Source organism: Phytohabitans houttuyneae, assembly GCF_011764425.1.
Taxonomy (GTDB): Bacteria; Actinomycetota; Actinomycetes; order Mycobacteriales; family Micromonosporaceae; genus Phytohabitans; species Phytohabitans houttuyneae.
Genome location: NZ_BLPF01000001.1, coordinates 3,358,372 through 3,370,824, shown reverse-complemented (window position 1 = coordinate 3,370,824; position 12,453 = coordinate 3,358,372). Strand labels below are relative to the sequence as shown.

Annotated in this window: 14 protein-coding genes and 1 pseudogene; 11 read left to right on the top strand and 4 right to left on the bottom strand. The window is 71.9% G+C overall.

What is annotated here, in order from left to right; all coding sequences use genetic code 11:
- The first annotated feature begins 20 nt into the window (after positions 1 to 20).
- Positions 21 to 413, top strand: coding sequence for a holo-ACP synthase (locus tag Phou_RS14925; RefSeq protein ID WP_173056598.1), 393 nt, complete (start codon positions 21 to 23; stop codon positions 411 to 413).
- Entirely contained in the window at positions 410 to 1,843 is a 1,434-nt protein-coding gene (locus tag Phou_RS14920; protein ID WP_173056597.1) for an NAD(P)H-hydrate dehydratase, read from the top strand. Before Phou_RS14925 ends, Phou_RS14920 begins: the two co-directional genes overlap by 4 nt.
- Positions 1,844 to 1,972: 129 nt before the next feature.
- On the opposite strand, the gene Phou_RS14915 is transcribed toward Phou_RS14920, so the two are convergent.
- The 3 genes from Phou_RS14915 to Phou_RS14905 all read right to left on the bottom strand — a co-directional run bounded on the left by Phou_RS14915 (position 1,973) and on the right by Phou_RS14905 (position 3,858).
- Positions 1,973 to 2,335 (bottom strand): cupin domain-containing protein, encoded by a 363-nt coding sequence (locus tag Phou_RS14915; RefSeq protein WP_173056596.1) that lies wholly within the window; start codon positions 2,333 to 2,335, stop codon positions 1,973 to 1,975.
- A gap of 13 nt (positions 2,336 to 2,348) precedes the next feature.
- Entirely contained in the window at positions 2,349 to 2,741 is a 393-nt protein-coding gene (locus Phou_RS14910; protein WP_173056595.1) for an ester cyclase, read from the bottom strand.
- Between the two features lie 136 nt (positions 2,742 to 2,877).
- Positions 2,878 to 3,858, bottom strand: a complete 981-nt coding sequence (locus Phou_RS14905; RefSeq protein WP_173058398.1) for a glycosyltransferase family 2 protein — start codon at positions 3,856 to 3,858, stop codon at positions 2,878 to 2,880.
- A gap of 33 nt (positions 3,859 to 3,891) precedes the next feature.
- Here Phou_RS14905 and alr point away from each other — a divergent pair, with 33 nt between their 5' ends.
- The 9 genes and pseudogenes from alr (at position 3,892) to Phou_RS14865 (ending at position 9,725) form a co-directional block, all read left to right on the top strand.
- Positions 3,892 to 5,010, top strand: coding sequence for an alanine racemase (gene alr / locus Phou_RS14900; protein ID WP_173056594.1), 1,119 nt, complete (start codon positions 3,892 to 3,894; stop codon positions 5,008 to 5,010).
- On the top strand, positions 5,007 to 6,143 hold the full coding sequence (locus Phou_RS14895) for an alpha/beta fold hydrolase (protein WP_173056593.1): 1,137 nt from the start codon (positions 5,007 to 5,009) through the stop codon (positions 6,141 to 6,143). Before alr ends, Phou_RS14895 begins: the two co-directional genes overlap by 4 nt.
- Complete coding sequence (gene tsaE, locus Phou_RS14890) at positions 6,140 to 6,607, top strand: tRNA (adenosine(37)-N6)-threonylcarbamoyltransferase complex ATPase subunit type 1 TsaE (RefSeq protein ID WP_173056592.1); 468 nt, start codon at positions 6,140 to 6,142, stop codon at positions 6,605 to 6,607. Before Phou_RS14895 ends, tsaE begins: the two co-directional genes overlap by 4 nt.
- Positions 6,604 to 6,795: a uracil-DNA glycosylase gene (locus Phou_RS52660; RefSeq protein ID WP_246273565.1), complete on the top strand. Its 192-nt coding sequence runs from the start codon at positions 6,604 to 6,606 to the stop codon at positions 6,793 to 6,795. Before tsaE ends, Phou_RS52660 begins: the two co-directional genes overlap by 4 nt.
- On the top strand, positions 6,726 to 7,283 hold the full coding sequence (gene ung / locus Phou_RS14885; protein ID WP_246273564.1) for a uracil-DNA glycosylase: 558 nt from the start codon (positions 6,726 to 6,728) through the stop codon (positions 7,281 to 7,283). Before Phou_RS52660 ends, ung begins: the two co-directional genes overlap by 70 nt.
- Positions 7,284 to 7,312: 29 nt before the next feature.
- On the top strand, positions 7,313 to 7,984 hold the full coding sequence (gene tsaB, locus Phou_RS14880; RefSeq protein ID WP_173056591.1) for a tRNA (adenosine(37)-N6)-threonylcarbamoyltransferase complex dimerization subunit type 1 TsaB: 672 nt from the start codon (positions 7,313 to 7,315) through the stop codon (positions 7,982 to 7,984).
- Positions 7,981 to 8,423: pseudogene (gene rimI / locus Phou_RS14875) on the top strand (ribosomal protein S18-alanine N-acetyltransferase). Before tsaB ends, rimI begins: the two are co-directional and overlap by 4 nt.
- On the top strand, positions 8,416 to 9,459 hold the full coding sequence (gene tsaD, locus Phou_RS14870; protein ID WP_173056590.1) for a tRNA (adenosine(37)-N6)-threonylcarbamoyltransferase complex transferase subunit TsaD: 1,044 nt from the start codon (positions 8,416 to 8,418) through the stop codon (positions 9,457 to 9,459). Before rimI ends, tsaD begins: the two are co-directional and overlap by 8 nt.
- 11 nt (positions 9,460 to 9,470) lie before the next feature.
- Positions 9,471 to 9,725 carry a hypothetical protein gene (locus Phou_RS14865; RefSeq protein ID WP_173056589.1) on the top strand — a complete coding sequence of 85 codons (255 nt, stop codon included), beginning with the start codon at positions 9,471 to 9,473 and terminating at the stop codon, positions 9,723 to 9,725.
- Positions 9,726 to 10,655: 930 nt separating this feature from the next.
- Here Phou_RS14865 and Phou_RS14860 read toward each other — a convergent pair.
- The gene (locus Phou_RS14860) at positions 10,656 to 12,425 is read right to left on the bottom strand and encodes a substrate-binding and VWA domain-containing protein (RefSeq protein WP_173056588.1); all 1,770 of its coding nucleotides are present in this window, start codon (positions 12,423 to 12,425) and stop codon (positions 10,656 to 10,658) included.
- Positions 12,426 to 12,453 lie beyond the last annotated feature (28 nt).

Sequence of the window (12,453 nt, the reverse complement as noted above, 5' to 3'; positions counted from 1 at the left end):
AGGACACTAGGGTTGGCGGCGTGATCGTCGCTGTCGGCATCGACGTGGTCCTGGTCGAACGGTTCACCGGTGCGCTCACCCGCACCCCGCTGCTGGCCGACCGGCTCTTCACGGAGGCGGAGCGGTACACGGCGTCGGGCAACCCGCGCTCGCCGGAGTCGCTCGCGGCCCGCTTCGCCGCGAAGGAGGCGGTGGCGAAGGCGCTGGGCGCGCCGGTGGGGCTGCGCTGGCACGACTGCGAGATCGTCGCCGACCCGGACGGCCGCCCGTGGCTGACCGTCTCCGGTACGGTCGCCGCCGTCGCCACCGAGCGTGGGATCACCCGCTGGCATCTGTCGTTGTCCCACGATGGGGGCATCGCGTCCGCCATGGTGGTAGCGGAACGACTGGCGGAAGAGGTGGCTGCATCGTGAGGCGGGCCTGGCGGGTCAGTGACGTACGCGCGGCCGAGGAAGCGTTGATGCGCACCGTGCCCGAGGGCTCGCTCATGCAGCGCGCGGCCGCCGGGCTGGCCCGCCGCTGCGCGCTGCTGCTCGCCGAGCGCGGCGGTGTGTACGGCTCACGCGTGCTCCTGCTCGTCGGCGCGGGCAACAACGGCGGCGACGCCCTGTACGCCGGCGCCTTTCTCGCCCGCCGCGGCGTCGCCGTGTCCGCGCTGCTGCTCGCGCCGGACCGGGTGCACCAGGGCGGGCTGGCCACGCTCCGGCAGGCCGGCGGCCGGGTGGTCGACGCGGTCCCGCGCGACCTCGACCTCGCCGTCGACGGCATCGCCGGGCTGGGCAGCTCGGGCGGCCTGCGCCCCGCCGCCGAGGCCGCGGTGCGGCTGCTCAGGGCGGGGCGCACCACGATTGTCGCCGTGGACGTCCCCAGCGGGGTGGACGTGGACACCGGCGATGTGAACGGCCCGGCGGTACAGGCCGACCTGACCGTGACGTTCGGCTGCCTCAAGCCGGCGCTCGTGGCGGGGCCGGCCGCGCCGTACGCCGGTGAGGTGGAGCTCGTCGACATCGGTCTCGGGCCCTGGCTGCGGGCGGACGCCGCCCTCGCCGTGCCCGAGTGGCCGGACATCGAGGGGTGGTGGCCGCGGCTGGAGGCCACCTCGGAAAAGTACAACCGTGGCGTGGTCGGCATCGCCACCGGCTCGGCGACCTATCCGGGCGCGGCCGTCCTGTCCGTGGGCGGCGCGCTGGCCGGCCCGACGGGCATGGTGCGCTACGCGGGCGGCGCGGCCGGGCATGTGCTGCGCCACCACCCATCCGTGATCGCGACGAAGCGGGTGGCGGACGCCGGTCGGGTGCAGGCCTGGGTGTGCGGCTCCGGGCTGGGCACCGACGAGGCGGCCGCCACCGAGCTTCGTACCGTGCTGGCCACCTCCCTTCCCGTCGTACTCGACGCTGACGCTCTGACACTGCTTGTCGACGGCTCGATGGCCGACCAACTGCGGGGCCGCGACGCGCCGATCGTGGTGACCCCGCACGACCGCGAGTTCGCCCGGCTGGCCGGCGGCGAGCCCGGCAGCGACCGGGTCGGCGCCGCCCTCCGGCTGGCCTCGTGGATGAACGCGGTCGTGCTGCTCAAGGGCGACCGCACGATCGTCGCCACGCCGGCCGGCCACGCGTGGGCCAACCCGACCGGCACCCCGGCGCTGTCCACCGGCGGTACCGGCGACGTGCTGGCGGGGCTGCTCGGCTCGCTGCTCGCCGCCCGGGTCTCGCCGGAGCGGGCAGCGGTCGCCGCCGCGTACCTGCACGGGCTGGCCGGACGCGAAGCCGCCCGGCGCGGCCCCGTGACCGCGCCCGACGTCGCCGCCGCCCTCCGCGACGTGGTGCCGGCGTCGCTCTGACGGCACGCACCGTCACCCAGGCGACCTCACCGAAAGGCGTCGCTCTGACGCCGCGCACCGCCCGCCCGGCGATCTCGCCAAAAGGCGTCGCGCTACGCCTGCTCGGCGACCTCGCCGAAAGGCGCCGCCCTACTTGCGCATCGCGTATTCGGCGATTTCCCCGAAGTCCAGGAACACGCAGGTCTCGTCGCCGACCACCTCGGCGTCGTGGCCCGGCGGGATCGCGGCGACCTCGCCCGGCGTGAGCTCCTGCTCGGTGCCGTCGCTCATCGTCACCCGCATCCGCCCCGCAAGGCAGTAGCCGAGGTGCGACACCTGGCACAGGTCTGTGCCGACGATCGGCTTGACGTCCTGAGACCACCGCCAGCCCGGCTCGAAGTGACCCCGGGCCACCGTCCGCCCGCCGACCATGACGAAGTCCGCGAACCCGTGGCCTTCGAAAGTGCGCGTCTCGTCGGCCTTGTCGAAGTTCTTCATCTCGATGCTGTTCATGGCATCCACCCCGTCAGCCCTGTGGTGGGGGCTGCATGTGACCCAACTGGACCATCAACGACATGCTGTCGTAGAACATCTCCCCACTGGTGATCTTGCCTTGGGCGTCGAAGTGCAGGATTTCGCAGAACGGCACGTCCACCCGCCTTCCGGTGGCCGGCAGAGAGCCCATTGGCCCGTCGTTGGTACCGCGCGCGTGGAAGAGGCAGACCGTGTGGTCGCCACCGTCGATGAACTGAAGCTCGGTGGCCTGCCCGTCCGGAAAGGCCTCCGCCCAGCCCTTCAGGTTGTCAATGCTCTCGACGGGGCCTTTCGCCGTGGTCCCGCGGGCGTGGTCGGTGTAGGTCGCGTCCTCTCGCATGGGCCCGGCCGCGCCCTCGAAATCGCGGCGGTTGAACGCTTCCATTGTGGCGCGATGAGTATCAATATTTCCCATGGCCGCCCCCTTCGTGGCCAGCGGCCCAGGTGGGCCTAGGCCGCACCTCCTCTCGGAACGTAGCCCCTGGTCAAGCGCGCTTGTCAAGGGTTGCGTCACCAAGTGACTACGGAAGGGAGGACTCCGACGAGGGGCGGCGGGCGCTCGGCGGCCGGACGGTCGACGCCTCGGTCTCCTTGGCCAGGTAGTGCGGCCGGCGCTTGGTCTCGTAGTAGAGCCGGCCGATGTACTCGCCGATGATGCCGAGGATGACCATCTGGATGCCGCCCAGCCCGATCACGCTGACGATGATCGTGGTGTAACCGGGCATGTCGACGCCGCGCACGAACGCGCTCACCACGACCCACGCCATGTACACGACGGCGAGCACGGTCAGCGTCAGCCCGGCGTAGATCGCCAGGCGCAGCGGCCGGTTGTTGAACGAAAGCAGCCCGTCGAGCGCGTAGTTGAAGAGCTTGCCGATTGTCCATTTGCTCTGGCCGCCCTGGCGCGCCTCGTTCGTGTACGCGAACGCGACCGTGTTGAAGCCGATCCAGGAGTAGAGGCCCTTGGAGAAGCGGTTGTACTCCGGCAGCGAGAGCACCGCGTCGACGGCCCGCCGGGAGAGCAGCCGGAAGTCGCCGGCGCCGTCGGTGAGCTGCACGTCGACAAGGCGGTTGACCATGCGGTAAAAGGCGCGCGACGCGAGCGTGCGGAAGAAGTGGTCGCCCCGCCGGTCGCGGCAGGCGATCACCTGGTCGTACCCCTGCTCGAAGAGGTCGATCATGCGGGGCAGCAGGTGCGGCGGGTGCTGGAGATCGGCATCCATGATCACGACTGCGTCGCCGGTGGCCCGCTCGAGGCCGGCCAACATCGCCGCTTCCTTGCCGAAGTTGCGGCTCAGCGAGGTGTACTTGACCGATTTGTCCCGGGTGGCGAGGCCGCGCAGCGCCACCAGTGTGCCGTCGTCGCTGCCGTCATCGACGAAGACCACTTCGATCTCAGCGGTTATCCCCGAGGTGGCGGCCGTGACCGCGGCGTGCAGCCGCTCAACGGACGCCTCCTCGTTGAAGCACGGCACCACGACCGACAGGCGCATGTACAGGATGTTACGGCTTCGCGGGCCAGTAGTCTGATCTGCATGTGGCAGGCCGAGGTCCGCGTCGACCTGGACGCGATACGCGACAACGTGGCTCTGTTGCGCGACGGCACCACCGCCGAGGTAATGGCGGTGGTCAAGGCGGACGCTTACGGGCACGGCATGCTGCCGGTGGCTCGAGCCGCTCTTGAGTCGGGCGCGAGCTGGCTGGGTGTGTGCACTCTCGACGAGGCCCTCGCGCTGCGGCGTGCCGGCATCACCGCCCCGGTGCTCGCCTGGCTGCTGACACCCGGGTTGCCGCTGCACGAGGGTGTCACGGCTGGTGTGGATCTCGGGGTCGCCGGGCTCGCACAGCTCGGCGAGATGGTCGACGCGGCACGCACGGCAGGCCGGCCGGCTCGGGTACACCTGAAGATCGACACGGGCCTCGCGCGCGGCGGCGCGACACCCGCCGACTGGCCGGCGCTGGTAGAGGCCGCCGCGAAGGCGGCGGCCGACGGGACGGTCGAGGTCGTCGGGATCTGGAGCCACTTCGTGTACGCGGACGCCCCCGGCCACGAGACCATCGACAGCCAGCTCGACGTCTTCCGCGAGGGCGTGGCGACCGCCGAGCGCCTCGGTGTCGACGCCCCCTACAAGCACATCGCCAACTCCGCAGCGACCCTCACCCGCCCCGACGCCCACTTCGACCTGGTGCGGCCGGGCATCGCGGTCTACGGCCTCTCACCCGTCGCGGGTGAGCGCTACGGGCTGCGGCCGGCGATGACCGCACGCGCCCGCGTGATGCTCACCAAGCGGGTGCCGGCCGGGCAGGGCGTCTCCTACGGCCACACCTACTACACCGAGCGGGAGACCACGCTCGCGGTGGTCCCTCTCGGATATGCCGACGGGGTACCGCGGCACGCCTCCAACTCCGGTCCCATCCAGCTCGGCGGCAAGGTGCGGCGGATCGCGGGGCGGGTGTGCATGGACCAGGTGGTGCTCGACTGCGGCGACGACCCGGTGGCGGCCGGCGACGTGGCGACGCTCTTCGGCAGCGGCGCCGGCGGCGAGCCGACCGCCGACGACTGGGCCGAGGCTGTCGGCACGATCAACTACGAGATCGTGACCCGCTTCGGCGGGGTGCGGGTGCCCCGCCACTACGACGGAGCCGGAGCATGAGCCGGGCGGGAGGCATCGCCAGCCGGTCGATGCGCAAGCGGGCCGGCCTGCTGGGCGCGGTCGTGGGCATCGCCGCCGTGGGCGTGGCGGCCGGTGTCGTGGCCGAGCGGGCGCTGGTGCGCCGTTCCAAGCGCGCGCCCGACGACCCGTACGCGGGCGAGGAGTTCGGCCACCTCGCGTACGACGAGGCGCTGACCGTCACCACCCAGGACGGCACCTCGCTGTACGTCGAGATCGTCGAGCCGACCGACGGCGTGGAGCTGGACGCCGACTTCGTGGCCGAGGTGACCGGCGCGATGACCTCGCTGGAGCCCACGCTCGTCTTCGTGCACGGGTTCTGCCTCGACATGGGCACGTTCCACTTCCAGCGCAAGGAGCTGACCCGCCGCGGCGACTACCGGATGGTCTTCTACGACCAGCCGGGGCACGGCCACTCCGGCAAGCTGGAGTCCGGCGAGTACGAGCTGCCCGCACTCGGCGAGGGCCTGAGGGCGGTGCTCGACGAGACCGTGCCGGAGGGGCCGATCGTGCTGATCGGACACTCGATGGGCGGCATGACCATCATGGCCTTCGCCGAGCAGCACCCGGAGTACTTCGGCAGCCGCGTCGTGGCGACCGTGCTGATGTCCACCTCGGGCGGCCGGCTGGAGGAGACCAAGTTCGGCCTGCCCGCGCTGATCGCCAAGGCCGGCGCACCACTGCTCCCGCTGGTCAACAGCGCCACCCGGCTCAGCGGCGGCGTCATCGACCGGGCCCGGCACGCCTCGTCCGACCTGGCCTGGCTGCTCACCCGACGGTACGGGTTCGGCGACACCAAGCCCAGCCCGGCGCTGGTGTCCTATGTGGAGGAGATGAACTCGCGCACCTCCACCGAGACGGTCGCCCGCTACCTGCGCACGCTCTACACGCACGCCCGCTACCCGGCGCTCAAGGCCCTGCGCAACGCGCCCGCGCTGGTCATCGTCGGCGACCAGGACATGATTACGCCGGTGACCCATTCGGAGGAGATCCTGCGGCAGCTGCCGGACGCCGAGTTCGTGAAGGTGCCGGACAGCGGGCACGTGGTGATGCTCGAACACGCCGACGAGGTCAACGCCGTGCTCACCGCGTTTCTGGAGAAACTGACCGCGTGAACCTGTCCACTGTGTCCGACACGGAAGCGTTCGGCCGCCGCCTCGGCGCGATCCTGCGCGCCGGCGACCTGATCCTGCTGACCGGCCCGCTCGGTGCCGGCAAGACCGCGCTGGTCCGCGGCATCGGCGCAGGCCTGGGCGTACGCGGCGACATCACCTCGCCGACGTTCGTCATCGCCCGCGTGCACAAGCCAGACCCGGCGAAGGGTGGCCGCGTCGCTCTCGTGCACGCGGACGCGTACCGGCTAGGCTCGGCGGTCGACCCGCGGGCGGAGATCGACGACCTCGACCTGGACGCCTCGGTGGACGACTCGGTCACCGTGGTGGAGTGGGGCGAGGGCGTGGTGGAGCAGCTGTCCGACGCGCACCTCCAGGTCCGCATCGACCGCCGTGACGACGACTCCCGCGAGGTCCGACTCGAGCCCCACGGTGGGGACTGGACGGCACGCGTGGAGGACTTGTGACACTCGACCTGATGACGTTGCTGCCGGCGGGGTGGCGGTCGGCGCTGGAGCCGTACCTCGACCCCGCCCGGATGGCCGAGCTGGCCGCTTACGTCGAGGCCGAGTTCGCGGCTGGCCCGTGTTACCCGCCGCTGGAGGACCTCTTCTCCGCGTACCGGCTGTGCGCCCCGAGTCCTGCCGCGTGCTGATCCTGGGGCAGGACCCGTACCACAAGGCGGGCCAGGCGCACGGGTTGAGCTTCAGCGTCCGTCCGGGCGTCGCGGTGCCTCCGTCGCTGCGCAACGTCTACAAGGAGCTGGCCGCCGACCTCGACGTGCCCCCGTCCCGCTCCGGCGACCTTCGCGGCTGGGCCGCACAGGGCGTACTCCTGCTCAACGCGGTGCTCACCGTCCGCGAGGGCAAGCCCGGCTCGCACGCCAACCGCGGCTGGGAAGACTTCACGGACGCCACGATCCGCGCGCTGAACGACCGCGACGAGCGCGTGGTGTTTCTGCTGTGGGGCGGCTACGCCCGCAAGAAGGCCGAGCTGGTGACCAACCCGACGCACGTCGTGCTGGAGGCCGGCCACCCCAGCCCGATGAACCCGCGCGGCTTCCTGGGCAGCCGCCCGTTCAGCGCGACGAACAAGGCCCTCGCCGACGCCGGACTGCCCCCGATCGAGTGGTCCCGGCTGTAGCTCCTGGGCGCCCGGATAGGGTGCATATCGTGCTCGTACTCGTGGTGGACTCGTCGACTCCGGCGGTGACGGCGGCGCTCGTGGAGGTCGCCGACCACGGCGTCGTCATGCGCGCGCAGCGGCAGGCCGTGGACGCCAAGGCGCACGGTGAGCTGCTCGCGCCCGCCGTCCACGCGGTCCTCGGCGAGATCGGCGCCGGGCCGCGTGACCTGGACGCGGTGGTGGCCGGCCTCGGGCCCGGCCCGTTCACCGGCCTGCGCGTGGGCCTCGTCACCGCGGCCAGCATGGGCCAGACCCTCGACATCCCCACCTACGGCGTCTGCTCCCTCGACGCGCTCGGCCGCGCCGCCGGGGCCGGTCGGATCCTGGCCGCCACCGACGCGCGGCGCAAAGAGGTCTACTGGGCCGCGTACGACGGCGGCGCGCGGATCACCGAGCCCGACGTCGACCTGCCCGGGTCGGTGGCCGAGCGGGTGGCGGCGCTGGGCGTGACCGGCGCGGTGGGCGAGGGCGCGCACAAGTACGCGGACGTCCTCGGGCTCCCGGTCCGCGACGAGCCGATGTACCCGCCGGCCGCCGCGCTCGCCGAGCTGGCCGCCGAGCGGATCCGGGCGAAGGGGCCGAGCGAGCGGCTCACCCCCCTCTACCTGCGGCGGCCGGACGCTGTGGCGGCGGCGGGCCGCAAACCGGTCCTGCGATGAAGATTCGGCCGTTTCGCTGGTGGCACATCGACGAGGTGCTGGTCCTGGAGGCCGACCTCTTCGGTGCCGAGCAGTGGTCGGCGACCATGTTCTGGAACGAACTGGCCGGCGGCCACCACTACCTCGTGGCCACCGGCGACCGGGGGAGATCCTCGGGTACGCGGGCCTGGCCGTGCAGCCGCCCGACGAGGCGTGGGTGCAAAACATCGCGGTCCGCCGTGACGCCCAGCGCCGCGGCATCGGGCGCACGCTGCTGGAGGCGCTGCTGGCCGAGGCGGCGCGGCGTGGCGTACGCAAGGTGCTGCTCGAAGTCGCCGTCGACAATGGACCGGCACAGAAGCTTTACGGTGCCTACGGTTTCGAGGCCGTCGGCCTCCGCCGCGGGTACTACCAACCGAGCAACACCGACGCGCTGGTGATGATGAGACAAGATGACTGAGCCGCTGGTACTGGGAATCGAGACCTCGTGCGACGAGACCGGCGTGGGCGTGGTGCGCGGGCACACGCTCCTCGCCGACGCGCTGGCGTCCAGTGTGGACGAGCACGCGCGGTTCGGCGGTGTGGTGCCCGAGGTGGCCAGCCGGGCTCACCTTGAGGCCATCGTGCCCACGATGGAGCGGGCGCTGAAGGAGGCCGGCGTCACCCTCGCCGACATCGACGCGATCGCCGTGACCGCGGGGCCCGGCCTCGCGGGCGCGCTGCTCGTCGGGGTCGCCGCCGCCAAGGGGTACGCGCTCGCGGCCGAAAAGCCCATCTACGGCGTCAACCACCTGGCCGCACACGTGGCGGTGGACACGCTGGAGCACGGCCCGCTGCCCGAGCCGGCGATCGCGCTGCTGGTCTCCGGCGGCCACTCGTCGCTGCTGGAGGTCGACGACCTCGCCAACGGCGTGACCCCGCTCGGCGCGACGATCGACGACGCCGCGGGCGAGGCGTTCGACAAGGTGGCGCGGCTGCTCGGCATGCCGTTTCCGGGCGGCCCGCCGATCGACCGCGCGGCCCGCGAGGGCGACCCGGCGGCGATCCCGTTTCCGCGCGGCCTCACCGCGCCCAAGGATCTCGCCGCGCATCGCTTCGACTTCTCGTTCTCCGGCCTGAAGACCGCCGTGGCCCGCTGGGTGGAAGCGCGCGAACGCCTCGGCGAGCCCGTCCCGATCGCGGATGTTGCCGCCTCCTTCCAGGAGGCCGTGTGCGACGTGCTGGTCGCCAAGGCCGTGGACGCGTGCCGCGACCGCGGCATCGAGACGCTGGTGATCGGCGGCGGCGTGGCGGCCAACTCCCGGCTGCGCGCACTCGCCGAGACGCGCTGCGCCAAGCACGGCATCACGGTCCGCGCGCCCCGCCCCAAACTCTGCACCGACAACGGCGCGATGGTCGCCGCACTCGGCTCCCACCTGGTCGCGCGCGGCGTCGCCCCGAGCCGGCTCGACCTTCCCGCCGATTCGGCAATGCCACTGACGATCGTGAGCGTGTAGTGTCCGGCGACGTGATCGTCCGGATGTGGGAGGTACGCGGCGAGTCCGCGAAGTTCGCCGACCTGATCGCGTGGGTCTGCGATACGGCCGTGCCGCGCATCGAGGTCGAGCCGCTCCACATCTCGAGCGAGGTCTTCTCCTCCACCGACCACCGGGTGGTGGTCATCTCGAAGTGGCGCAGCTCGCCGACCCCGATGCCTGACCCGCCGAAGGACCTGGTCGCCCGCAAGCCTCACGTCTGGGACTTCACCCAGGTCGACCGCTAGAGACCTTCGCGGTCAGCGTGAGCTTCTGGTAAAGGTCCAACCCCGAAACGAGATGTGAGCTACCGCGATGTCCGCCGTGGTCCGGACCGTTGCTCCCGCGGCCTCACCCTCCGCGGTCGCCCAGCTCAGCCCCCGAAAAGCCAGCTCCCGCAGATCGAGGCGGGAGTGCGCGAGTCCCCGCAGACCGGCGCCGTCGTCGCGGTCGGTGACTGTCGATCAGTTGGGTCGGTGTGAGCTTCGAATCTTGGTGAGTTTGCGCGCCATTTCGACGCTAACTCACCAAGATCTGCCGGAGCGGGCTCCTGGGTCGAGCCGGGCGACCGCGGAGCGTGAGGCGCCAACCGCGTGCACAGCGGCAGCCCCCCTCTAACTCGGGGACGTTGGCTGCCCTTCCAGCGCGTGCCGGCGGACGTCCACGAGCGCGAAGGCCTATCTGAGGACCGCAACCAACCAAGACCTAGCAGCAGCTTTGCCGCGGGTCCGCATCACCTGCTGACCGCATGCTCCCGCGGCACCGCTGCAGTCGGCGGCTCGTCAGGGCTCGCCGACTTCCCGACCGCCGCTGCCAGGTCCGCAGGCCAAGCCCCGCGACCGGGCGGATCGTGGTACTTGCCTGTAGTGCTGGCTACAGGCAAGTACCACGATCGGTGTCCATCGGGCGGTTGGGCGCGGCGGCAAGCCGGCAACCGCGTTGACCCCCTTCCCGAAGTCTCTGCAGATCCGGCGGAGCCGGCCGCTTGGGTTGAGCTGGGCGACCGCGGAGGGTGGCCGCGGGAACGCACCCCAAGAAAACGCTCCGCTGCGCTCCACGTTTCCCCGGGGGCCCCGCGCAACGGTCCGGACCACGACGGACGTCGCGGTTGCCCGCCGAAAGGTCTCGAGGGTGGCGGATAGGTACCACGATCTGTTGCGGCGAGCCTGGTGCTGAGGTCAGGAGACCCGGCCGGCGAAGGCGAGGATGATCTGCTGGATCGCGCTCACGTCGTTGCGTTCGACGAACGTGCGTCCGCCGGTGACCTTCGTGATCTGCTCCAGCGCCGACGCGTCCGCCTTGGGGCCGACCGCGATGGCCAGGATCGGCAGCGGGCGGTCCGGGCGGGCCGACGCCTTGAGCTTGGCGAGCAGCTGCTGCAGCGACAGGCCTGAGTCGTCCTCGTTCTTGCCGTCGGTCATCACGACGACCATGTTCTGGGCGTTCGGCTTCCACGCCTTCTGCATGCGGTCGTACGCCGCGCCGATCGTGTCGTACAGCCCCGTGCCGCCGGTGGCCCGCAGGCCCTGCACCGCGCCCGCCACCGCTAGGCGTCGGGGGACGCCGCCGACGATGCCGCCGGCCGGGCCGGGCGCGACTAGCTCGCGGTAGTCGGTGGTGGGAGTCAGCTCGGCGGCGAACGCCCAGAGCCCGATGACGGTGCCGTTGTTGAGCAGCCCGGCCCCGGCGATAGCGGCCCGCTGGATGAGCTGGAGGCGGGTCTGGTTGGTGCCCGGCACCGGGTCGTTCATCGAGCCGGACACGTCGAGGAGGAGCAGCGCGTTGTTGGAACGCTGCAGCACGCCCCACACCGCGAGCATCTGCGTGAGCGCCTGAGCGGTGGCGGCGCGCTCCGGGCCGGCGATCGCCGCCTGGAAGCCGCGCTCCGGGTCCAGGCGCGCGGTGTCGCCGGAGGCGTGGCCGGTGTCGCGGAAGCCGGCCGCCTCGTACGCCTTGCGGCTCTCCGGCTTCTGCAGGTGGGCGAGCAGGCTGGCCGCCGCCTTCCGGCGCAGGTCGTCGACCCACGGCGCGCGGAGCACGGCGAACGGGTAGTCCGCGTACGCCACGCCCTCCTTCGGGTAGATCGGCACGAGCGGCACCCTCGGCGAGCCGTCCGCGTACTCGGCCAGCTCGCGCTCCAGCACCGGGATCGCGGCCGGCAGCGTCGGCAGCTCGTTGGTGGCCGCGCCCGAGTACTCGCGCAGCAGCGCCGACGGGTCCTCGGCCGTGACCGTGGTGAGCTGCGACGCGGAAAGCGCGATGTACAGCTCGTCGTTTGACTGCTGCTGGTTGTTGTCCGGGTCCATGAGGGTCATCGCGGCGGCCAGCCCCGCGCCGGAGCGGGTGGGGTCGGCCATGCCGAGGCGCATCGCACCCCACTCGGGGTGGCCGTAGTCGCCCCAGGTCTTGCCCTCGCGGAACGCGCCGACGAGGTCGGTCCACCCGAGCGCGCGCTTGGGCCAGCCGAGAGCCTCCGCCATCGGCCGCTGCATCGCGATCAGCGTCGGCGAGGTGGCGAGGCTCGGCGGCTTCTCCTGTGGCAGCACGCCGGCCGCGTCCGGACGCCCGGCGGCGAGCGCCAGCCAGGCGCTGAAGTCCGGCGTCCACACGTCCGGGCGGGGTCCGTCGCGCGCCTCGTCCCAGTTGGGCCCGATCGATGCGGCCACCGCGCTGGAGGGCATCGCGCGCACCGTGGCCGAGACGCAGCGGTCGCCGACGGTGGGGCCGGAGTCGTTCCACCGGTCGGTGAGCTCGTTGACGACGGGGTAGTGGTCGGGTGAAGCCACGACGCTGATTTCCACCGGCGTGCCGGTGCATGCCTCGTTGCTCCCGGTGAGCTGGAAATAACCCACCGTGCCGCCGCCGACAGCGAGCACCACGGCGCCCGCGGTTACAGCCATCCGGCCGCTACGGCTGGCGCGCCGGTGCCGGAGGACGGATTCCGCCATGGCCGTTCTCCCCCACATCGCAATACGC

Coding starts and splice junctions, on each gene's coding strand:
- alr (WP_173056594.1), top strand. CDS start 3,892: ATGTGGCAGGCCGAGGTCCGCGTCGACCTGGACGCGATACGCGACAAC.
- Phou_RS14860 (WP_173056588.1), bottom strand. CDS start 12,425: ATGGCGGAATCCGTCCTCCGGCACCGGCGCGCCAGCCGTAGCGGCCGG.
- Phou_RS14915 (WP_173056596.1), bottom strand. CDS start 2,335: ATGAACAGCATCGAGATGAAGAACTTCGACAAGGCCGACGAGACGCGC.
- Phou_RS14910 (WP_173056595.1), bottom strand. CDS start 2,741: ATGGAAGCGTTCAACCGCCGCGATTTCGAGGGCGCGGCCGGGCCCATG.
- tsaD (WP_173056590.1), top strand. CDS start 8,416: ATGACTGAGCCGCTGGTACTGGGAATCGAGACCTCGTGCGACGAGACC.
- Phou_RS14895 (WP_173056593.1), top strand. CDS start 5,007: ATGAGCCGGGCGGGAGGCATCGCCAGCCGGTCGATGCGCAAGCGGGCC.